General features: G+C 52.3%; 22 protein-coding genes. 8 read left to right on the forward strand and 14 right to left on the reverse strand.

Annotated features, from left to right (window positions below):
• Positions 1 to 3 precede the first annotated feature (3 nt).
• From C4F51_RS12545 to C4F51_RS12560, 4 genes are all read right to left on the reverse strand, one after another.
• Positions 4 to 2,880 (reverse strand): TonB-dependent receptor, encoded by a 2,877-nt coding sequence (locus tag C4F51_RS12545; protein ID WP_193910289.1) that lies wholly within the window; start codon positions 2,878 to 2,880, stop codon positions 4 to 6.
• An 819-nt stretch (positions 2,881 to 3,699) separates the two neighbouring features.
• Entirely contained in the window at positions 3,700 to 3,939 is a 240-nt protein-coding gene (locus tag C4F51_RS12550; protein WP_193910291.1) for a SlyX family protein, read from the reverse strand.
• On the reverse strand, positions 3,936 to 5,141 hold the full coding sequence (locus C4F51_RS12555) for a serine hydrolase domain-containing protein (protein ID WP_193910293.1): 1,206 nt from the start codon (positions 5,139 to 5,141) through the stop codon (positions 3,936 to 3,938). Before C4F51_RS12555 ends, C4F51_RS12550 begins: the two co-directional genes overlap by 4 nt.
• Entirely contained in the window at positions 5,138 to 5,542 is a 405-nt protein-coding gene (locus C4F51_RS12560) for a c-type cytochrome (RefSeq protein ID WP_193910294.1), read from the reverse strand. Before C4F51_RS12560 ends, C4F51_RS12555 begins: the two co-directional genes overlap by 4 nt.
• Before the next feature lie 197 nt (positions 5,543 to 5,739).
• Between C4F51_RS12560 and yciH the strand changes: the two genes are divergently transcribed.
• The 4 genes from yciH (at position 5,740) to C4F51_RS12580 (ending at position 8,032) form a co-directional block, all read left to right on the forward strand.
• Positions 5,740 to 6,063 (forward strand): stress response translation initiation inhibitor YciH, encoded by a 324-nt coding sequence (yciH, locus tag C4F51_RS12565; RefSeq protein WP_193910296.1) that lies wholly within the window; start codon positions 5,740 to 5,742, stop codon positions 6,061 to 6,063.
• On the forward strand, positions 6,063 to 6,302 hold the full coding sequence (locus tag C4F51_RS12570) for a DUF3820 family protein (protein ID WP_193910298.1): 240 nt from the start codon (positions 6,063 to 6,065) through the stop codon (positions 6,300 to 6,302). Before yciH ends, C4F51_RS12570 begins: the two co-directional genes overlap by 1 nt.
• Positions 6,303 to 6,609: 307 nt before the next feature.
• The gene (locus tag C4F51_RS12575; protein WP_193910300.1) at positions 6,610 to 7,281 is read left to right on the forward strand and encodes an RluA family pseudouridine synthase; all 672 of its coding nucleotides are present in this window, start codon (positions 6,610 to 6,612) and stop codon (positions 7,279 to 7,281) included.
• A 214-nt stretch (positions 7,282 to 7,495) separates the two neighbouring features.
• On the forward strand, positions 7,496 to 8,032 hold the full coding sequence (locus C4F51_RS12580) for an energy transducer TonB (protein WP_193910302.1): 537 nt from the start codon (positions 7,496 to 7,498) through the stop codon (positions 8,030 to 8,032).
• Between the two features lie 115 nt (positions 8,033 to 8,147).
• On the opposite strand, the gene dcd is transcribed toward C4F51_RS12580, so the two are convergent.
• From dcd to C4F51_RS12600, 4 genes are all read right to left on the reverse strand, one after another.
• Positions 8,148 to 8,717 carry a dCTP deaminase gene (dcd, locus tag C4F51_RS12585; RefSeq protein ID WP_193910304.1) on the reverse strand — a complete coding sequence of 190 codons (570 nt, stop codon included), beginning with the start codon at positions 8,715 to 8,717 and terminating at the stop codon, positions 8,148 to 8,150.
• A gap of 85 nt (positions 8,718 to 8,802) precedes the next feature.
• Positions 8,803 to 9,906, reverse strand: a complete 1,104-nt coding sequence (gene apbC, locus C4F51_RS12590) for an iron-sulfur cluster carrier protein ApbC (protein ID WP_193910306.1) — start codon at positions 9,904 to 9,906, stop codon at positions 8,803 to 8,805.
• Between the two features lie 119 nt (positions 9,907 to 10,025).
• Positions 10,026 to 10,733: a lytic transglycosylase domain-containing protein gene (locus C4F51_RS12595; protein WP_193910308.1), complete on the reverse strand. Its 708-nt coding sequence runs from the start codon at positions 10,731 to 10,733 to the stop codon at positions 10,026 to 10,028.
• A 94-nt stretch (positions 10,734 to 10,827) separates the two neighbouring features.
• A complete protein-coding gene (locus C4F51_RS12600; RefSeq protein ID WP_193910310.1) occupies positions 10,828 to 11,229 on the reverse strand; it encodes an SMI1/KNR4 family protein in 402 nt (133 codons plus the stop codon).
• Positions 11,230 to 11,788: 559 nt separating this feature from the next.
• Between C4F51_RS12600 and C4F51_RS12605 the strand changes: the two genes are divergently transcribed.
• Positions 11,789 to 12,211 (forward strand): YidB family protein, encoded by a 423-nt coding sequence (locus tag C4F51_RS12605; RefSeq protein ID WP_193910312.1) that lies wholly within the window; start codon positions 11,789 to 11,791, stop codon positions 12,209 to 12,211.
• Positions 12,212 to 12,298: 87 nt separating this feature from the next.
• Here the strand turns inward: C4F51_RS12605 and C4F51_RS12610 are convergent, their stop codons facing one another.
• From C4F51_RS12610 to C4F51_RS12625, 4 genes are all read right to left on the reverse strand, one after another.
• Positions 12,299 to 14,665 (reverse strand): DNA polymerase II, encoded by a 2,367-nt coding sequence (locus C4F51_RS12610; protein ID WP_193910314.1) that lies wholly within the window; start codon positions 14,663 to 14,665, stop codon positions 12,299 to 12,301.
• 136 nt (positions 14,666 to 14,801) lie between these two features.
• A complete protein-coding gene (locus C4F51_RS12615) occupies positions 14,802 to 16,811 on the reverse strand; it encodes a glycoside hydrolase family 97 protein (RefSeq protein ID WP_193910315.1) in 2,010 nt (669 codons plus the stop codon).
• Positions 16,812 to 16,941: 130 nt separating this feature from the next.
• Entirely contained in the window at positions 16,942 to 17,868 is a 927-nt protein-coding gene (locus C4F51_RS12620; RefSeq protein ID WP_193910317.1) for a diguanylate cyclase, read from the reverse strand.
• Between the two features lie 152 nt (positions 17,869 to 18,020).
• Entirely contained in the window at positions 18,021 to 18,395 is a 375-nt protein-coding gene (locus C4F51_RS12625) for a diacylglycerol kinase (RefSeq protein ID WP_193910319.1), read from the reverse strand.
• Between the two features lie 129 nt (positions 18,396 to 18,524).
• Between C4F51_RS12625 and C4F51_RS12630 the strand changes: the two genes are divergently transcribed.
• The 3 genes from C4F51_RS12630 (at position 18,525) to C4F51_RS12640 (ending at position 21,296) form a co-directional block, all read left to right on the forward strand.
• On the forward strand, positions 18,525 to 19,061 hold the full coding sequence (locus C4F51_RS12630; RefSeq protein ID WP_193910320.1) for a phosphatase PAP2 family protein: 537 nt from the start codon (positions 18,525 to 18,527) through the stop codon (positions 19,059 to 19,061).
• Positions 19,061 to 20,116, forward strand: coding sequence for an MJ1255/VC2487 family glycosyltransferase (locus C4F51_RS12635; protein ID WP_193910323.1), 1,056 nt, complete (start codon positions 19,061 to 19,063; stop codon positions 20,114 to 20,116). The genes C4F51_RS12630 and C4F51_RS12635 overlap by 1 nt, the downstream gene beginning before the upstream one ends.
• Positions 20,117 to 20,207: 91 nt before the next feature.
• Positions 20,208 to 21,296, forward strand: coding sequence for a diguanylate cyclase (locus C4F51_RS12640; protein ID WP_193910325.1), 1,089 nt, complete (start codon positions 20,208 to 20,210; stop codon positions 21,294 to 21,296).
• Here the strand turns inward: C4F51_RS12640 and arfB are convergent.
• Together arfB and C4F51_RS12650 are read right to left on the reverse strand one after the other, a co-directional pair.
• The gene (gene arfB, locus C4F51_RS12645; RefSeq protein WP_193910327.1) at positions 21,265 to 21,678 is read right to left on the reverse strand and encodes an alternative ribosome rescue aminoacyl-tRNA hydrolase ArfB; all 414 of its coding nucleotides are present in this window, start codon (positions 21,676 to 21,678) and stop codon (positions 21,265 to 21,267) included. The two genes, C4F51_RS12640 and arfB, sit on opposite strands and share 32 nt — an antisense overlap.
• Entirely contained in the window at positions 21,672 to 22,136 is a 465-nt protein-coding gene (locus tag C4F51_RS12650) for a SoxR reducing system RseC family protein (RefSeq protein WP_235992469.1), read from the reverse strand. The genes arfB and C4F51_RS12650 overlap by 7 nt, the downstream gene beginning before the upstream one ends.

Genomic DNA, 22,136 nt, shown 5'->3' on the forward strand with positions numbered 1-22,136 from the left:
TGACTAGAAGCTGGCACGAATGCCCACCGCATAACGGGAGCCGGTAGAAATAGCTTCATAGAGTTGCTCTTTGTAACGACCGTGCGAACGATAACCTTCACTGGTAACGTTAATACCTTCAAGCAACACAGTGACGTTGTCAGTAATGTCGTAACTCATACTGAAGTCCCACTGTCCGTAATCTTCCACAATCACGGCATCACCACCCTGCACTTGCGAGAAGCCTTGCAGGAATGAATCACGCCAGTTGTAGGTTATACGAGCCTGGAAAGGCCCATTTTCGTAGTAACCCATCATATTGGCAGAGTCGCTCAAGCCGGTAATCGCAAAGCGCTGGCTAACGTCTTCAACATCCAGCTCACGGTTGGTGCTTACGAAGGTCGCATTGGCGCCAACCCCGAAGCCCGTTTCGCCAATAGCATGTTGAATGGCAATTTCCGTACCACGCACCTTCGCCGTTGGGCCGTTAACATCAGAACTGATTTTGAACACGCCTACATCGGCGGTGGTGGTATTCGGATTCTCAAACGAACCCCCGTTGGAACTCGGATCAGTGACATTGTTGATGGTTCCTTCACGCACACCACCCACAATAAAGTCATTAATGAATTTTTCAAAATAACCCACTGACACGTAACTCAGTTCCGAGTAATACCATTCCAGCCCGAGATCAATATTATCAGCGGAGAAAGGTTTCAAACCGGGGTTACCCGCATTGGCGTTGAGCTCGCCGCCTGGCCGTGTAATACCCAGCGTACGGGTTGACCTCAGCGAAGCAATGTTCGGACGGGTAATGGTTCTTCCTGCGGCAAAACGGCCAACCAGATCGTCAGTGATATTCAGTCTTACTGCCAGGTTGGGCAGTAAAACATCATAACTTTGCTTCTCTGTATATTGGGTCATACCGCCAGCAGCATAAATTGCTTTCAATGAAGTGGGGTCAGCATATTCAAAGCCGGTAAGCACCTGTTCAGAACCTGTTGAGGTGATATCGGTGCTCTCCAAACGAACACCCGACTGAATATGAACAGGCATATTGAAAAACTCGGTGTCCACATCCAACTGAATGTAGGAAGCGAGTGTTTCTTCTTCAACCAGATAACTGTTTGGTGACCACTCGGTGGGGATTTGCGAATAGCCATCCCCCATCGCCGGCCAGATATAGGCAAACACATCACTCGGGTCGAAGTAAACCCACTCGCTCGGAAGGCCTTGCCGGCCACTGAATTGATCCAGGAAGCCACTACCGATCGTCGTACGTCGGGTCAGCGCGTCGGCACCAATAACCGGGAAGCCGTACATACCGGCAAAATCTTCTACCACGTTTGCCGGCTCGTGCGCGTTGTATTTCAGGCGATTGTTTTTGCTTTGATCGGTGTACATCAAGCCTGCCCGGAAAACGATATTATCTTCCGACCAGTTACCCTCGATTTTGAACTGGTTAAGTTCATCTTCGGTATTACCGCTTTGAATATCGTTGCGGTGCGCGCGTAGTAAATCGGTAGCTATCTGTCCATCAGGCCCGGTGCCGGTCATTGAACCGTTCGGGTCAAGGCCATTGGCAGCAGCCCAGGCATAACAATTGGCAAAACCGGCATCAGTCCAGCCGGTATTGGTTGCCGGAGCACAATTGGGCGCCTGTACTCTGCCCGGGTTGGCATTGTAAATATCTTGCACCGTTGGTAACTCGGCACCATCCATAATACGGAAGCGCTGCTGGTTACGATAACCGACAATGGCCTGATATTGATTAAACTCGCCGCCCGGGTTTTGCTCGGATTTGGCGAAGTTTGCATCGAAAGTCATGCTGAATTTGTCGGTCACTTCCCATTCAACATTGATACCGAACGAATTGTTTTCGGAAACGGTTTCATTCCAGTTCTGAATGTTATCAAACGTCCCTTCTTCGAACATATCAATGGCGGTTCCGTTTTCATTGATAAGGACATTTTGTACACCGCCGGAGTTAAACCATACCCCGAATTGGGAGCTTTTATGCTCGTTATGCAACTCGGAATAAAGATAATCCGCAGTCACCGTCAAACTGTCTGACGGGGCGTATTGAAAAACCAGATTGGCGTTAGTACGGGTACGCTCGGACTCTTGCAGCGAAATGTTGTAATTTTGCGGCATAAAAGTATTGGGCGTTTTATTGGTTTCAGGGTTGAGCAAACGATTGCCGAAATTCGGATTCACCACCCAACCATCTACCGCCACACGCTCCTGCTCGTATTTACGCTGCTGGTGCGATGCGGCAAAAAGAACACCGAATGTGCCATCTGCAAACGTATTACTGATCAGCCCTGAAACTTCCGGTGTCACCGATCCTTCATCAATATCCGAAACACCTTTTACACTGCCCGCGACACGGAAGGCACCAATATCCAATGGCCTTGCAGTATTGATATTAATGGTGGAACCGATACCACCGGAGGGGTTCACCGCGCTGGAGGTTTTTTGTACTTCAACACCACTGACCAATTCGGCAGCCAGATCGTTAAAGTTAAAGCTACGCCCGGCACCACTACTGGGCATTTGTCGCCCGTTAGTCGTTACCATATTGAAGTTGGGACCAAAGCCCCGCACGGATACCGAGTTGCCTTCACCCGCGTTACGGTCAATGGAAACACCGGAAATACGTTGCAGAGATTCCGCCAGGTTGGCATCGGGGAACTTACCGATGTCTTCTGCCGAAATAGCTTCTACTACGCCACCCGCTTCACGCTTGATATCCATCGCTCTTTCAAGCGATGCGCGAATACCCGAAACATACACCTCTTCTACGACCGAACCACTCTCCTGCGCCACCACCGTTACCGATAATGATGATGACGCGACTGCAACGAGGATTGCGTGTGACAATTTATTCTTATTAAACATACCACTACTCCTGAACATTGAGTTTTAGCGGTAGAGCTGAATGCACCCGAGTAAAAAAAGGAAATAGAGAAAAGGAATCCCGACTGTCCTGACTCGAGAAGCTCCGCGACTTACATGAAATACAGCTTTTAGCTATTTATTGTATTAATCCAAAAATGACACACCGAAAGTGAGTGATTTATTATTTACCCACCCTTATGGTCAAAACGAATATTAAACAGCTTTAAGTCCGAGTCAACTGTCTTTACACACGCGGCCAGCAGGGGAAAATGTATTGTGATGGCGTTTCAATAATTGAAGGAGGTTTAAACCGCTGATGAGGAAAAATTTTCCGTTTACCATCAATAACGAAAAAAGTAGCGGCGCATTTTAGATGAGAAGAATTTATCGCATTGGTATCAATCACTTACAGGTGCTCATGAAAATTTGCACCCACACCTGATTCAAAGAAAAAGCAGATTAATAAAAAATATGACTTTCGATAAAATCCAGAAAAAATCAAATATAAAATAAATTTTACAAACAAACCGAAAGTCCCAAACAAAACTTAACGTAATTTTTATCAAAAAATCAGATATTTTTTTAAGAAATACTCGTTTTACACACAAGTACACAAGATAAAAATAAAACCCTGACCCAGTGCTTTATGCCAACAAATATGCACTTACTATTTTTTCGCGCCATTCCATTTTTTATAAAAACAGCATGTAACGGGTTTCAACATTAAAAAAGCCCGCCTCAAAAAAAGAGACGGGCTTCACATTGAGCCATACAAGAAGACTTGCATGGCAGCTATAGCAACAGGTATTACCACATGTACTAATAGTGCGGCGGGCGCTCCTGATCCGGGCGGGCAGAGCCCTGCTCCTGCGTGTACATGTAATCGTCTAATCGCTTGGCCATTAACGCGACCTGCTGGCGTAACCGGATAATTTCCTGGTCTTGCCGGGTAATGACACTATTCAGTTCGTTCAGTGTGTCCTCCTGAAAAGCCACCCGGGTTTCCAGCTCGATTAATCGTTCCTGCAAGTCGCTGGTGCTGTCCTGTGAAAGACTCATAACGGTATCTCCGGTAACTGATAAAGGGCGTCGATCAGGCGAATAGCGCGATCATCAATCAGCACACTCTGGCCGACACGCGAGGTTACATAACCAAAACCTATGTGATATTCCGGGTCGGCAAACCCGAGGGTACCACCGGCACCCGGGTGGCCGAAGGCACGCGCTCCGCGGCCAAAGCGACTATCCGGACGATCAGCCTGAGTAAGCATGCTGCCGCAGGCAAAACGCAACGGAACACCTAATACCTGATCTACCGCTGACGACTGTTCTTGCCAGCACAGCGCCAACACCTCATCGGACAACAACTTCCCTTCCAGCAGGGCGCTGTAAAAATTCGCCAGATCGGCGGCACTGGCGTGCGCGTTGGCAGCGGGAATTTGCGCCTGGCGCCATTCCCGGGTGTTGGTGCTCATCATTAACGACATGGGGTTGGCGAAAGCGCGATTGGTAATGCCGCGCGGGTCAGATTTCATCAACCGGCCCAGTGAAGCGCTGTCTGCACCCGGCGTGCGAGCCACATCAGATTCTGCTGCGCCTGCAGGGCGTTTCAACGGGGCAATATCGGCAACCGTGGTAACGGCTGTATCGCTCAATCCGTAAACAGCACCGCAGTTGCCCGGCACCGCCACCAGCGCTTGAAATGCCTGGTAAAAATTGGCGGTGCCGGCAACGCGCTTGACGACTTCACCCAGAATCCAGCCATAGACGAAGGGGGAATAACCCTGCCCCTGGTCGACGTCGAACCAGGGTGTTTCTGCGGCAATAGCTGTGGTGATGGCGTCCCAATCAAACACTGCCGCATCCGCGATACGCTCGTGAAACGCGGAAACTCCACTGCGGTGGCAAAGCACCTGACGCACGCTGATATCCGCTTTGCCGTTAACCGCAAATTCCGGCCAGATACTGGCGATTTTGTCATCCAGGTTCAATTTACCGTCGGCAATCAGGCGCAATACCGCAACGGCAACCAGGGGTTTACCGGCAGAAAAAATATTGACCCGGGTATCTGCCTGCCAGGGTTGTTCGGTGGTACCGGCAAGGCGGTTGCTGAAATGGCCTGCGTAAATATCAATCAATGGTTTACCACGGTGAATGACCGAAAGTGCAGCGCCTTCTTCACCGCCCTGGGCAAAGTTTTTCGCAAAGGCATCAACAACCGGCTCACAACCCGGCTGCCAGTGGCCATGAATATCTGTCATAAAGCGTGATCCTGAACAGAGAGAGGTAAATTTTGCTGCGAATAATATAACGAGAGCGCCTGAATATCCCGATCTGATAGCGATTTCACCACCGAACTCATCAAGGGGTTTTCGCGAGTACCCTCCCGAAAAGCCATCAGCTCCCGCGCAAGATGCTCCTGCGGTTTACCGGCCAGGCTTGGGTAGGATTTTACATTGGACACACCCCGCGGCCCATGACAGCCCAGGCACAAACGGGACTGCTGCCGACCATGCGCCAGTAACACCTCGGGACTTTCGTCTTTCGTTGATAGCTCGACGCCGGTTTGGGGCGCATCGGAACAAGCGCTTAACCAGCCAATGCCCGGCACCAACAAAGCCGCCACCAGGTATTTACCCAGCCGGGAACACCGGTAAGTCATGCCGGGTTTACCTGAGTAGAATCAAGATAGGCTATCATGCTGCTCCTTATTTACCAGGCCGTTACGGCGTTAATGCCGATGGCCTGCTGTTGTCGGTCCGGTTTTGTGTGGTTCACCCGCAACGGCAGCGACGATTACACTTTCAGCAAACGTGCCTGACGTGCAAATCAATATGGCACACCAACCTGGATAGCGATATGAACAAGAATAGTCGCCTTGTCTATTCCACCGAAACCGGCCGTGTTAAAGAAACGGCCCCCGAAGCTGCTGTACCGCAAGGCGACGGCATTGTACGTATTCGCCGGGAAACCTCCGGCCGCAACGGCAAAGGCGTTACCACCATCAGTGGTATCCCGATGACCGAGGCTGACCTGAAAAACCTCGCCAAACAGCTTAAACAATTATGCGGCACTGGCGGCGCGGTGAAAGACGGAATTATTGAAATTCAGGGCGACAATCGCGAAAAACTCAAAGCCGAACTCGAAAAACGCGGCTACACCGTAAAACTGGCAGGTGGCTGATGAGTTGGCATACTGACCCGGCCATCCTCAAGGAATTGGTCACAGTAACCATGCCTTTTGGCAAATATCACGGGCGTGTTCTGGCTGACGTTCCCGAAGAGTATCTGCTCTGGCTGCAAGGCAAAGGTTTTCCCGCCGGCCGCCTGGGACAACAGCTGGCGCTACTCTATGAGATAAAACTCAATGGCCTTGAGTCCCTGCTAACCCCCTTACGTCAGCCTTCTACCTTTCGCAATTAATTAACACCGATCACCAGGGGTTCAGGTATAGCGGCTTTTTTTATTAAACCGCGCTGTGATAAACCGCATTAGGATTTAAAGGCGCGCAACAAGGCTGATTCACTGCCGTGACCCGCTTCCTCCCCAACCGGCTCACGCGAACGGCGCGTCAATGACGGTTTAACGCCCTGGAAGTATCTGGCTAAAAAGCAGGCGGAAAACTCTCGTTCAGGCTGCCACCAGGAATGGGATGTTTACATCACTTGTCTCAACAAAAGGTGTCCGTTTTTGCCTGACAAGTACAGCCATACTGGAATCAATGACATTCATGCAAACCAAACCCGACAACTTTATCGCTCCCTTTTGCCACAGCGAAATAGATATTCTATTTCAGGATGAACATTTTTTATTAATCAACAAACCCGGTGGTTTGTTGAGTCTCTCCGGGAAGAACCCACTCAATAAGGATTCTGTACATTTCCGTTTGGTGCAAAATTTTCCCACTGCAAGGCTGGTACATCGGCTGGATTTCGGTACGTCAGGCATTATGGTGGTCGCACTGAATAAAGTGGCCAATGCACATATAGGCAAACAGTTTCAGGCCGGCACCGTGGTTAAAAGTTATACCGCTATGTTGTACGGTAATGTACCCGGTGAATCCGGTGTGATTGAATTGCCGATTGCCAAAGATCCCGAAAATTTCCCCCTGCAAAAAATTTGTGCTGAATCCGGTAAAACGGCCCGGACAGATTACACCGTCATTGATCGCACCTCTTCGCCGCCCACCACAAGGGTTTTATTTACACCGCAGTCGGGCCGAACCCACCAACTGCGTATTCACAGCCGTGAGTTTGGCCATTCCATTTTAGGCTGCGATTTGTACGGAACACATGAAACACTTGCTATGGCGCAGCGCTTGATGTTGCATGCAACCCGCCTTGAATTTGATCATCCCTTAACAGGAGAACGGGTATCCGGGTTTAGCCCTTGCCCATTTTGATCAAGGCTTCGCCAGATTGTCCGGAACCCTGCTTTTTACTACGCGACAGACGGTGCCTCGCAACGATTCAATGCCTGCAATGGTGCGCCTGAGGTGATTGACCAGGTGCTTTATTTTTCAGGCATGGATGCGGAGTGACATTCTGGCCTCGTTCTTGCTTTTATCCTCACTGAGTCGCCATTGCGGCAATTTTTTGACAGAGAGGCATAGAACGATGGACATGGAAACCCTTTTCCAATTAACTGACACCTCCTTGAAAATGGGCATCGGCGCCGTGATTGCCGCGCTTTGCGCGTGGGGCATCATGCGTCGACAGAATAACAGCCAATTTGACGTGCAGCGGGAAAACCGCCGCCTGCAGATTCTGGAAGATGTTTCTTCCCAGGTCGGCATGGTCAGCCATAGCTTCGCCAAATATTCGTCACTGGTGGTTGAATCGGTTCAATTCGGGGATCGCTGGCCGGTAGCGCGCCGTCAGGAGCTGGAAGCCGTGAACAGCGAGCTGGTCAATGAATTCCGCAAATTGGCCGATGCCGAAGCCCGCTTGCTGATGTTGGGAGAAAAAAACCTCGAGCGCACCCTGCGTCTATACGGTGCCCGCATCGCGGTTTACCGCAAACAGGTTTATGTAGGCCGTCAGGACATCAGCCCGGAAGAAATCTCTTCTCTTAAAGCGGCCATCCATCAGGTGCGGGAACAGTTTTACGACATGCTGAGCCGCAAATACGATCGCCTGCTCGCCAACGCCTGACCGGCAAACCTCTGCCAGAAAACAAAAACGGCGGCAATAATTTGCCGCCGTTTATTGTAAAAAGCCCCGGTTTTTTGACCGGGGCTTTTTTATGGACGCAGAGTCGCCGGGCGAATCAGGTACGCGGTAAGGTTACGCCGCGCTGCCCTTGATATTTCCCACCGCGATCCTTGTAAGAGGTTTCGCACACTTCATCGGATTCAAAAAACAGCATTTGTGCCACGCCTTCGTTGGCGTAGATTTTTGCTGGTAGCGGTGTGGTATTGGAAAATTCCAGGGTGACATGCCCCTCCCACTCAGGTTCCAGCGGTGTTACGTTAACGATAATACCGCAGCGCGCGTAGGTGGATTTACCGAGGCACACGGTAAGAATCGAGCGTGGAATACGGAAATATTCCACCGTTCTTGCCAGCGCAAACGAGTTGGGCGGGATGATGCACACATCGCTTTTGATATCGACAAAACTTTTTTCATCGAAATTTTTCGGGTCCACCACCGTGGAATGCACGTTGGTGAAAATTTTGAATTCGTCTGCACAGCGAACATCGTAGCCGTAACTGGAAGTCCCGTAAGAGATGATTCGCTGGCCTTGTTCATCAAAGCGCACCTGACCCGGCTCAAAAGGCTCGATCATGCCGTGCTCTTCGACCATGCGGCGCATCCACTTGTCAGACTTGATACTCATTGTTACTCCTCGGGCTGAGTGTGAAGACGGGCCGGCATGATAGCGTTTTTCAGCTCACGCGCCTACCGGCACGACGTCAGCGACATCAGTCGTCAGAGATCACAATATTCGGCGCACTGGCGGTTTGGCGGTTCAGCTGCCAGAGGTTGGCAGCCAGTTTTCTGGCAATAGCGCGGTATTGCAAACTGATCGGCGACTGCGGGTCGGTCACCAGCCCGGGGATGCCGCTGTCGGTCTGCTCGCGAATGCTGACATCCAACGGCAGTGAACCCAGCAGCTCGGACTGGTATTCGCGGGCAATACGCTCGCCACCGCCCTGGCCAAAAATATGCTCGGCATGGCCGCAATTCGAGCAGATATGCAACGCCATGTTTTCCACCACACCCAATACCGGCACATGGACTTTACGGAACATCTCAATGCCCTTTTTAGCATCGAGCAAGGCGATATCCTGCGGTGTAGTAACGATCACCGCACCGGTTACCGGCACCCGCTGGGCGAGCGTAATTTGAATATCACCGGTGCCGGGCGGCATGTCGATAATCAGGTAATCCAGGTCATCCCATCGGGTTTGCGACAGTAACTGCTGCAAGGCACCGCTGACCATTGGCCCGCGCCACACCATCGGCGTTTGCTCGGTCACCAGGTAGCCCATGGAGATAGATTGAATATTGTGCGCCTGAATCGGCAACATCATCTGGGCACCACCGGCGACCGAGATAACCTCCGGCCGCTTTTCGCCAACGCCCAGCATATGGTGCTGGCTGGGGCCATAAATATCCGCATCCAGAATACCGACGCGGGCGCCTTCCGCTGCCAGTGCCAGCGCCAGATTCAGTGATGTGGTTGATTTGCCCACCCCGCCTTTGCCTGAGGCCACAGCGATGATATTACGTACACCCGGAATGGCCTGCTGCGCGTTGGCCGCCGGGTTGGCCGCAACCTGCCAATCAATATCCAGCGATGTATCAGTCAGCCCCTCAACACCGGCCAGGGCGTCGCGGATTGCCGCCGCCAGGCCCTCAATAACAGACTCGGCCGGATAGCCAAGGCGAATGTGCAATTGCAAACGACTGCCGGTAACCGACAGAGAAGCCAGCGAACCTGTCTCAATCAGGTTTTTGCCAAGTACAGGATCAGGTACACGGGCGAGCGCTGCGGTAACCGCAGCCTGGGAAAGGGAAGACATAATCAACCTCGAAAATACGGAGTGTCACCTTAATTCAGCACTTTCATCGCTACTCACCGGATTAAACCCTGGTGGTAGTGCGATGTGGAAAGTCATGAACCGGTGGAATACGGCAAGAATTACTGGCTGGCAACTTCCTGCACAGCCATGGCTTTTTGATAGCGATCGTGAAGAATTTTAACCCTTTTTACGTAGGTTTGGGTCTCTGCAAAAGGAGGTATACCCTGATGACGGCGAACCGCACCCGGACCGGCGTTGTAAGCCGCCGTTGCCAGGCTTACATCACCTTTGTGCAGTTCAAGCAACCAGGCAAGGTATTTCACGCCGCCCTGAATATTTTGTGCCGGCAAGGATGAATCTTTAACGCCCATGTCTTTGGCGGTTGCCGGCATCAGCTGCATTAAACCGATCGCCCCCCGACGGGAAACCGCATCGGCTTTAAACGCCGATTCGGCATGAATAACAGCTCGCACCAGCGCCGGGTCAACACCGTAACGGGTGGCTGCTGATTGAATGGGGTAATTGAAAGATTCAAGGTGCAACGGAATGTTATGCCAATCCAGTTTCGAGGCCGGATTGCAGGCAAAGCAACTGTAGGTAATCACTTCGTAGGTAGTGCGCATGGGCGCACGGTCAGAAAACGACAACACGCCATCGCGTTTGTATTTGTAAATTTTAACGGCAGAAGCCGGGCGATTGGCATCGTTTGTGGCGGGCGCCAGCGCAGCACCTGGCTCGCTGGCAGTGCGCGTATCGGCCAGCGCAAACCAGGGCATGCAGCACAGCGCCAACAGCAATAAAAAATGGTGGCGAGCTATTCCAGGCATCGTGAAACGATGACGCGGGATGCGGCTACCGAGGAGGACCGCTCCTGAAAACACCCGATTTCCGTAGGTACGCAAAGCCTGTCCCCTGTGTGCGTCAGCTTTCCAGCCAGACGTCCCTGACCCACTGCCAGACCGAATCCCAGGTTTCTCCGGTCAGATCACCATCGATCCAATGTACAACTTCACCTTCCGGATCAACGCAGTAATAATTACCGTTATCTTCACACAACGGCAGCAGGTGGCGAGGTACGCCCAACGACCAGGCAAGCGCCGCAACTTCCGGCAAATGCGTGTGCGAATGCGGGTCTGCCACCGTTACCGGCTCCAGCGAGCCGGTGACAACATCACTGGCTTCGAGCAGATACTGGCGCATATCACGGGGGATCGGCAGCAACATCTCTTCCTCTATCACCACCAGATCTTCTTCGTCCGGGAGTTCAAGCGGCACAGGCACAGCCTGGTGGTGGTCACGTAATAAATCGAGTATTTCTTCCATCGAAAAAAGCCCGGGAAAGCGAAGGGAATGAGTAAAAGATGTCGCTCATGCTAACCAGCTCGCCCCGGGGATACAAGTATTGCGCACAGAATCCTGACGGGTGATAAAGATAACAATGCTTCACACGCCAACCGCCAGCGATCACCATGACCGGTTACGCAGACGGTACAAGGCGACGACGAGACGCTGGATGTTTCACGAATTGGTGATATTCTCAGTAAATCCGGTGCGGTTTGTAACCGGAGAATAGCAACCCCTTGCGGTTATATTGTGGGCCACCGGATGGCCGGAATTCTCTATCGACAGGATTACAAAGGCAGCGCCAGACCAGGTTATTAGCGGCATCTGTGCGGCCTGGATGTCAATGGAGAGTTAACGCAATCTGACCGGAAAACCGGTTTTACGCCATCCTTGCAGCGAATCAAATTCCTGTGAAACAGTGAACGCCGGCAAAGCGAAAACAGCTGGCGGTTGATCTGATGATGGACATAATGCGGTGTTTTATGACGCCTCCGGTATGGGAGGTTAATTTTTATCCTGAGTGTGAACAGGTGTGTCTATGAGCTTATTAAAAATTGCTGCGGATTTATTTATTTCCCAATTGGGCTCCAGAGGCACAAGCCTGAATCTGGAAACTGTTGTCGGGGCATTACAACAATTGTTGCCGACACAAAGTGGCGATCTTGATCTTGCCGCGCTGGTGGGAAAATTCACCGGTCAGGGTGGGGATCTGGCGGCACTGGCCACCTCATGGTTAGGCAACAGCACCAACAAGTCGCTGGATATCAGCCAGCTCATTGCAGCGCTGGGACAGGATAAAGTGGACAGCTTTGCCGGCAAAGTCGGCGTGGACACCACCACGGCGGCATCAGGTCTGGCGGGTATTTTGCCTGATCTGATTAACCGGAACAGCGATGGCGGTGCTTTGCTGGGCGGTTTGGCCGGCTCGGCAGCCAAAAGTATTCTGGGCAAGTTTTTCTGATAATGAAGGACATACCGCTACTCTCTGGCGGTATGTCAGCCTTCCCTCCAAAACAATTCCCCTTCTCGCTGCAAGCAATTTGCCCCGCTAACCAAACAGTGACAACTGGTTATCCAGCAATTGCTGCAACGATTGTTGGCGGAAATGCAAAATGGTATCTGCCACCGGCACCAATTGTTTATCTACATAATGTTGGTAATCCAGCGGACTTTGCCGCGCCTGCAAGGGTTCTGCGCCGGAGGTGGTGATGACATATTCAATCCAGTCGCCGCGTCGCAATAACGCGCCGGTCCACTGATGCAACTTGCGTGCAGCCTGCACATGCGGCGGTACATTTTTTTGATACTCGTGCAAATGACGTCGTAACCGCTTGCGATACACCAGCGCCTCATCGCACTCACCCGCCAGCACCTTTCGCGTTACCTCGCGAACAAATTCTTCGTAGTCTTCTTCAAAAAAAATACGCGCATACAAGGTCATCTGAAAATCCCGCGCCAGTAACGTCCAATCCGTGCGAACGTTTTCCAGCCCTTTAAAAACCAGCTCGGGAGAACCGTTGTTATTCACGACCCCGGCGTAACGCTTTTTGGTGCCTTCATCGGAACCGCGCATGGTCGGCATTAAAAATTTTACGTAGTGGGTTTCAAACTGAATTTCCAGAAAACTCTCGATGTTAAATTTTTCTTTCAGAGCATTCGACCACCAGACATTTAGCTCCCGCGCCAGCCGCTGACCGATCACCTGACACTGCTGTTCGGATTTTGGCACGTGCGCGGCATTGGCCCATTCCACATGCACAAACAGCGAGTCGGTATCGCCGTAAATAACGCGGTAGCCCTGCTCTTCGATCCAGTCGCGACTCTGCTGAATAATTTCATGGCCGCGCAAGGTAATAGAACTGCTGATGCGAGGATCAAAAAAACGGCAGCCGGTAGAACCCAGCACGCCGTAGAAAGAATTCATAATAATTTTAATAGCATGGGATAAGGGCGCGTTGCGCTGACGCTTGGCCAATTCGCGGGCTTCGGAAAAATGCCTGATCAATCCGGGCAGAATGTGGCCGTCCCTTGCAAAAAAAGCTTCATTGAAGCCTTGCACTACACCATCCTCCGGCAGGTCACTGTGCTGTGCCAGCCAGAACGCACAAGGGTCAATTAAAAAGGTGCGCATAATACTCGGGTACAGACTTTTAAAGTCCAGCACCAGCACATTGTCGTAAATGCCCGGGTGGGAATTCATAACGTAACCACCGGGGCTGATCACGTCCGATTGCAGCTCGCCATAATTGGGCGCTACATAACCGCGCCGGTGCAAACGCGGCAGATATAAATACTCAAATGCGGCAACCGAACCCCCGACACGATCCAGCAACAAACCGGTTAACTGGCTGCGTTCCATCGCAAAATGCAGCAATTTTTTTTCATCGAAAATTTGCCACACCAGCTTGCAATCCTGCAGGTTGTAAGCGGCCAGCGCCAGCTTGTCCTGCTGAAACAAGGTGGTGATTTCCTCGCCGCGATCATTGCCGGTTAGCAACTTGCCTTCGTCCAGCAGCTCAACAGAAACGTTTTGCAGGGAGAAACTGTCAAAGCGATAGTTGGCCGCTTTGAGCAGTTCAATACCATCCAGAATTTGCCGACCGGGAACGGTGACAAAACGGCGCCCCCCGTCGCCCTCTTCCTGCCGCCAATGTACCGGTTGCTGACCTCGCCCGAGCGCCAGCGATAACCCCAGCGTCTGGCTTAGGCATTCCAATACCCACAGGTCAAATTGCACCACATTCCAGCCGATAATAATGTCCGGGTCGTACTTTTCCAGCCATTGATAAAAAGCGCAGAGGCAGAGTTTGGCGTTGGCACAAAACTGTAATTGCCCGGTATTTTCGCCCTCACCCACCATGAACACCCTGGCCACTTCATCACTGTAAACAGCAATCGAGTAAAGGCTTTTGGCGTCCATAGAGGTTTCGATATCGAGCGATACCATGCGCAGCCGGGGGCGGTAATCAATCGGTGTCAGCGGCGGATTCAATTGCACCTGAAAAGCATCCGCTGGCGCGGGCAGTTCAATGCGCGCGGCGGCAGTGATAAAACGTTCCATCAGGAAACGCTCAGCCGGTCGAATGTCGGTTTCCCAACAGGAGATATTGGCGTTTTGCAGTTGTTGCTGTATGTCGCGGGCGAGCCGCTGGGTTTGACAATAGAGTGCGCTTACCGGTGTGTTAACAAAGGTTTTTAAAGGAACGTCGGCGAGACGCCAGGCGGCTTTGCCGGGCTTGGCTTGTAATAGCAATTGCGTTATTTTTTCGCTGTGCTCGCGGGGCACAAAGAAAACAATCTCCTGCCCGGTGATGCGCGTCCAGCGCGGCCCCTCCTCCGTCGCCCACCAGAAATCCAGCACCGTGCCTTCGCGGGTATCGCGCCACTGACGTGTCAGTAAAAAAGCGTCCGTCATGAGTCAGGTTTCTGTGCAGGGAGATTGGGGAGAGCTGTTTATCCGAACAGTATATAGAGAAGACTCCCGCGGTTCCAATTTGGCACAGGAGAATTTGGCACAGGAGACACAGGGCAGCCTATGTCTCCTGTTTTGATCACTGCGCGTCAAGGCGAAGCACAAAGCCGCCCCAGGATGTCATAGCCACCGGGAAATCCGTCAGTTTGTCCAGGGTGATATTTTTGGCGTGCCAGGCTTCGCTGGCATCATCGGTGATGAGCAGCCCCTGAGTCCCAATACCCGGCAATACCGATAGATCCAGCGTCAGGGATTTTTCTTTTTCTTCGCCATTGATACCGGCGATGTACCAGGTTTTACCATGGCGCCGCGCCAGCACCGCCAACTCACCCGGGTGACCGGCCAGCAAACGGGTTTCATGCCATACCGCGGGCAGCTTTTTAAAGTAGTCCAGATAGCCTTCCGGCAATGACAACATGCTGTCTGCACTGTCGGCGATGTGTTGCACACCCGACTCGAATACAACCGCCAGCGCGGCTTCATGGGCATTGCTGGTAAAACGTTTTACCGGTTGTTCGGCAAAGGCGACCGGGGTGTAATCCATAGAGCCGATCACGTTGCGCAGAAAAGGATGCAGGGCATTTTGCCAGGGCGCCTGACCACCGTAGGGCTGCTCGCCGGAGAAACTGTAAAACTCGCCGCCGCGCACGGCTTCCATGGTCATCAGGTTTGGCCAGGTGCGCTCCCAACCGCGAGGGATGGTGCTGCCGTGAAAGTTGGCTAACAAATGAAACTCGGCGGCATCTTCCAGCAATTCAAGGTACTGACGAATAATGTCCTGCTTGTCGCTTTGGAAAAAATCTACCTTGATGCCTTTGACACCCAGCTTCTGCAGTTTGGCAAATTCAGCGCGGCGAATCTGGCGATCATCCATACGGTTGCGCGGTTGCTCGCCAATAAAATTATGCCGCCCGCCGGAGTTGTACCAGAAGAACAAACCGACATTACGCTCCTTCGCATAAGTCACCAGCTCTTCCATAATATTTTCACTGATCAAGTTCCAGTTGGCATCTACCAACGAGTAACGCCAGCCCATGGTTTGCGCAAAATCGATAAATTTTTTCAGCGTTTGCGGGTTCTTGCTGGAGTCGTGGTCAGACCACCAGCTCCAGGAGGCAATGCCCGGCTCTATCCAACGGGTGTCCGCCACTTTGGACGCTTCTGCAAGATGAAAAACCAGGTTGCTTTCAACAATGTGGGCCAGTTGATCGCCGACAATAAACATCCGCCAGGGCATATTCCACGGCAGCGTAGACGCGGCAATGTTACTGCCAAAACCGGCCGCAGAGTCCTGAGTAGGCGGTGCTATTTTATAAATACCTTTGGTAGCAACCGGCTGCAAATGAGAGCCGTGAAAACCGGCATCAAGATTGGTTTCATGCAGCAGCGCCCACACATCACCGCGCTGAATCAATGAAGGAAAACCCCAACCCACGCCGAGTTCTTTGGGCGTTGCGGTGCCACTTTTTACTTTCAGGTAAGCGGTTTCGTAGGATGGATGAAAGATGGTAGAAAAATCGTAAGGCTGGCCAAAAAAATCCGCCTGTTCACCAACATTGAAAACCGTATTTTCTTCAATGACCTGATAATAAAACAGGCTTTCTTCGGGCAGCCGATAGCGAAAAGCAACGCCTTCGTTGTAGGCACGCAATTGCAGCGTCAGCAGCAAGCGGGTTTCCGGATCGCGCACGGTAATATCCAGACTGCGCCACGTCGCCTGATTCTCAAGGCGCTTGCCGGTCAGCATGGTGTACTTGTCTTCGCCGGAAGACACGGTGCTGGAGACAAACTCCAATTTGCGGGAAAAATCGCTGATAACCGGCTTGAGTTGCAATACCTGCTGATTAAAGCGCTGCACTTTTAAACCCAGTGTTGACCAATCCAGCAGAGTTTCTGTGCGGTTATCGCGGTTGAAAGCTATACGATATTCCAGGCCATCACCCGAGGCGCGACGCACACTGATACGCTGGCGCTCGTCGGGCGAGCTGAGCGACCATTGTTCCTCGCTCCAGTTAGCGGCCTGAAGGGGTAAGCTGGCGAGCAACCCGACGCAGAGCGTGAAAAAAAATCCTGATAATGTTCCTGTCATTATTATTTCCCCATTGACGTGAATGCCTCTGTAACCGATGCAACATAGTCAAAATGACAACAAAAAGGGAGCTTTTTAACGGTTTTTTTATCGACAGTGACAGGTGAGCGTTGAATCGGCAGGAAAGAATTCAGTTGGTGTGCTGGTAGGAAGCGGTGCGGTTACGGCCCAGTGATTTGGCAAAATACAGCGCTTTATCGGCAGCGGCGATAAGCTGGTCCTGGGTCATAAAATCTTCGCTGGCGATACCGCCACTGACGGTCAAAATACCATGAGGGCTCTTAACGTGCTGCAACGCCAGGCGGATGACCGATTCACGAACCCGCTCTGCTGCCTGAATGGCGCCACTGCCATCGGTATTGGGCATCAATAACAGCAACTCTTCACCCCCATAACGGTAAAGGCTGTCGCCGTGGCGCATGCTTTCAACCATGGTGTTGACCACCTGTTTCAACGCCTTGTCGCCATGCACATGGCCATAGTGGTCGTTAAAGGCTTTGAAATAATCCAGATCAAACAAGGTGATAGCAAAGCGCTGACCGGCGCGCCGGGTGTTGGCTGCCACTCGCACCAGATCCCCTTCCATGGCCCGGCGATTACCAATGCCCAGCAGAGGGTCCTCAAGGGATTGCGCACGCAGATGCATGTTGTCGTCTATCAATTGCACCTGATTTTCGAGGATATCCACGTAAACGTTGATCATATCGGTGTGGGTAACCATGCCGACCAGCAGCTGGTTATCATCAACCACCGGCAGATGACGAATCTTGTGGGTACGCGCCAGCTTCAACGCCTCAAGCAATGAGTCATTGGCATTTACGCAGAGGGGGTTAACAACCATGGCATCCGCAACCGGACGACTAACGGCGTCGCCGGCAACATTCATAAACACGCCTATCAGGTCACGCTCGGTGAGCAGGCCAACAACGCGCCCGGCCTCACTTACCACGACACAGGAATGGCTGTTGTGCCGCATGGTTTCAATTACAGGTCCCAGTAAATCGTCAGGAGAGGCCTCCGAGCCAATCGGTGTCATTAAATCTCTTACGGCGATCATAAACGGTCCTGCAGGCAGGCTATGAAGCGTCGATGAAACCCTTAAGACCCGGAGATTCACCCGCTGTGGTCGTCAGGAGATAATTCGGGATAGTAGCACCATGTCGTCAAAATCGTTACCAAATTCCTTGTATAAAGCGTTTTTTATTGCCGCTATGAGGCAAAGCGCGACCAGCCAATAATGCCCCATATTAGAGCAGCGAGCAGAATGCTTAAAAATACCATAGCAGAACCAATATCTTTTGCCCTGCCGGAGAGCTCATGCAACTCAAACCCGGTACGGTCTACCACCGCTTCAATGGCGGAGTTGATCAGCTCGGCGATGAGCACGCCAAACAATGAGGAGATCAGCAGTATCAGCTCCACCGGGGTGACCGCCAGCCAGAAAGCAGAAGGCAGCAGCAACACCACCAGAATCAGCTCCTGACGGAAAGACTCTTCAAACCGCCAGGCGGCGGCAAAACCTTTCATGGAATAGCCGAAGGCAGCAATGAGGCGGGGCAGCCCCCTTTTATCAGGTTTGGCCATAATAAAAATTCATTTTTAAATCCAGAGAAAACACCGCAGCGTGCCGTTTAACAGGAGCCTGCCGGGCGTCACAGAAGTGTCATAAAGGCATGCTATTTGTGTGTCGTCATAAACGCGAAGGGTGACACTATGAATACTTTTCTACAAAGAATCCATCACCTCGATACGCTACTTTTTTTGTGGCTGCATGTTACCAAACGCTATCCTTATCGCAAATCGATTCGCTGGATTTCCCGCAGCGGCGATGGCCCTTTTTACATCTTCATTACCCTGATTATTTTGTTGCTCGACAGCCAACAAAGCATGGCGTTTCTCGCTGCCGGTTTGCTGGCTTACGTGGGTGAAGTTTCCCTTTATCTGCTCTTGAAAAATACCATTCGGCGAGACCGGCCAGCGGTGCGCATTGAAACCTATGAAGCCTGGATTGTTCCGTCGGATAAATTCAGTTTCCCCTCAGGCCACACCGCGGCTGCGTTTGTGTTTGCCTGTCTGCTGTTGCAGTTTTATCCGTTGTTTGCCGCACCGGCTTTTATCTGGGCGTCGCTGATTGGTGCCAGCCGGGTTTTACTCGGTGTGCACTACCCTAGTGATATCGCCGCTGGCGCGCTGTTGGGTTGCAGTTGCACGCTTACCGCTATTTTTCTCACCACCCCGGCACTTTCATAATGAAAATTTTGTACGGCGTGCAAGCGACAGGTAACGGCCATATCACCCGCGCACGCATCATGGCGAAAGCGTTGGCGGCGGAAAATATTAACGTTGATTGGGTTTTCTCCGGGCGCGAGCCGGACGCATTTTTTGATATGGAGATCTTCGGTCATTACCGCCTGTTCCGTGGCCTGACCTTTGTAACCCGACATGGGAAAGTAGACTATCCGCGCACTTTGCTGAAAAGCGACTTGCTGCAATTGCGGCGGGATATCAACACACTGGATGTCAGCGGTTACGATCTGATCATCAGTGACTTTGAACCGGTTTCCGCCTGGGCGGCAAAAAAAGCCGGCAAAACGTCGCTGGGCATTTCTCACCAAAGTGCTTTTCTGCACCCGGTTCCGACTCAAGGTGCCAACCTGTTTACCCGTGGGTTTATGCGATTTTTTGCCCCGGTCAGCCAACCGATCGGACTGCATTGGCATCATTTCCAGCAAGCTATTTTACCGCCGATGGTAGAAAACACCGGCCACGCTTGCTTGATCAACCAGGGCGAAATTCTGGTGTATTTACCCTTTGCCAGCCTGGAAGATTTTTTGCCGGCGCTGCGACCAATCAACACCTGCCAGTTTCACGTTTTTCACGGCGACCGCTACACGGGCAATTTGCCCGCCCACATTCATTTACACCCCTTGTCACGGGATCACTTTCAACAAGCCTTGCACCAATGTGAAGGGGTTATTTGCAGCGCCGGTTTCGAGCTGCCCAGCGAAGCGCTACACCTCGGGAAAAAATTGCTGGTGCAACCGGTAGGCGGGCAAATGGAACAGCAATCCAATGCCCTTGCGCTGCAAGAACTGGGTTACGCGCAGGTTGCACAAACCCTCAATGCGGTGTGCATCCGGGACTGGCTGGCCACGCCCCAACCCGATGCGAAACATTTTCCCGATGTTGCCGCTGCGCTGGCGAGCTGGATAAAGCAAGCCGACAGAATACCGCTTGCCAGCCTTGCCAACACGCTCTGGAACGCTCAAAAAGTGACACATAATACTCAAGCAACCAGGGAATGAGTAAATGTGTAACGCCACATTAAAACCATTATTGACTGCGCAAAAATAGTGCTAGGCTGGGTGATCGAAAGTCCTTTCCCAGGGAAACGCCATGAAAGAACTCTCCGGACGAGGCGCGCGATTCGTCAAACGTATCTATCCTGCGCGTGTTATTGGTCTGGGGCTGGGTTTTCTGGCAATCGCCGTAGCCATTCATCCCCTCGCCCATCCGCCGGTTCTCTGGCTGCTCCTGTTTCTCAATGGTTTCGTCTGGCCGCATGTGGCTTACCAGATTGCCTTACGCAGCCCCAACCCCTATCAAACCGAACGTCAGAGTTTTCTTATCGACAGTGGCACTGCCGGCGTCTGGCTGGTGGCCATGGGGTTTAATCCGATACCCGGCGCACTGGTAACCATGATGCTGTGGATGAATAACATGGCAGCCGGTGGCCCGGTGTTGTTTTTAAAAGGCGCGCTGGCGTCGGTGGCGGGTGTGCTGATAGGCGGGCTGGTACTGGGGTTTCAATTACATATCAACACCGATATGCAGGTTGTGCTGGCTTGCCTGCCGCTGCTGCTGATTTATCCGTTAATGATTGGCGGCATTGCCTGGCGGCTGGCAATTCAGTTATCAGAGCAAAAAAAGGCACTGCAACACCTCAGCCGTATCGATGCACTCACCGGCCTTTACAACCGAGGCTACTGGCAAGCACGCGCCCAGGAAGAACAGGAGCGAATGAAGCGGCAACAGGGCAACGCGAGTTTGATCATGCTGGACATTGATCATTTCAAAAACATCAACGATCACCACGGACACGGCACCGGCGATATTATTCTTCAGGAAATTGCGAAAATTTTGCTGCACACCTCGCGGCAGGTGGATATTGCCGGGCGTTATGGCGGAGAGGAGTTCGTTATCTTGTTGCCGGATACCGACAAGGCCGGTGCAATGCAGGTGGCAGAGCGATTGCGCACCACCATCGCGCTGCATCATTTTATTGATACCAGCGGCCCGATCGCGCAAACCATTAATTCAACCATCAGCATTGGCGTGGCCGATTTGTCGCAGGTGGGTAATTTTTCAGAATGGGTACGAGCGGCGGATATGGCGTTGTACACGGCGAAACGCCACGGCCGAAACCGCAGCATTTGTTTTCAGCAATATATGGTCAGTAATCGACCTTCTTGCGAAAGCGCTTGACGTCGCCGCGCTTGGTTTTGCCCTCCACACGACGGACTACCGATGCCCGGGTAGGACGAGTTGGCCGGCGCGGTTTTGGCTGCGACACAATACTGCGAATTAACTCCGCAAGACGCAACAGCGCATCCTCGCGATTCTTTTCCTGGGAGCGAAAGCGCTGTGCTTTGATCACCACCACACCGTCCGAGGTAATGCGCTGATCGCTCAGTGCCTGCAAACGGGTTTTGTAATCGTCCGGCAAGGAAGAGGCAGGAATGTCGAAGCGCAGGTGAACCGCCGACGACACCTTGTTGACGTTCTGACCACCGGCGCCCTGCGCGCGCATCGCCAGCATTTCAATTTCATGATCCGGCACAGCCAGATGCTCGGTAATCACTAACACACCGGATTCCTGAGAGGTAAAGCAGAATGAGCGGTGATCAACACCGGTTGCAGCCGCGGATTGTCTCGCGAGAGCCAGGCAAAACGGCGCAGCAAAATGCCGCCCGCCACCAAACCGGTCAACGCCATTAAGGCAGTGATGCCATCGCTGGCAAAGAGATGATGGGCGATGCCGGCAAAAACCAGTAAAAATACCAACGGCAACAAATAGGAAACCAGAGAACCGGTGGCGACCAGCGACTCGGGCACGCCGATATCCACCTGGTCACCTACGGTAAATTGGTCAGTAGTATGACCGTTGAGTAGCACCCTTAGTAATGGATTATGGCCACTGACACGCGCCAGCATACTTTGCCCGCAACCCGCCTCGGAGCGACACCCGGAGCAGGTGGAGCGGCGCACCGTGGCCACCCACAAACAGTCCTGCTCAATCGCAGCGACGGTGCCCTGCTCAATCAT

The sequence above is a fragment of the Cellvibrio polysaccharolyticus genome (assembly GCF_015182315.1).
Taxonomy (GTDB): domain Bacteria; phylum Pseudomonadota; class Gammaproteobacteria; order Pseudomonadales; family Cellvibrionaceae; genus Cellvibrio; species Cellvibrio polysaccharolyticus.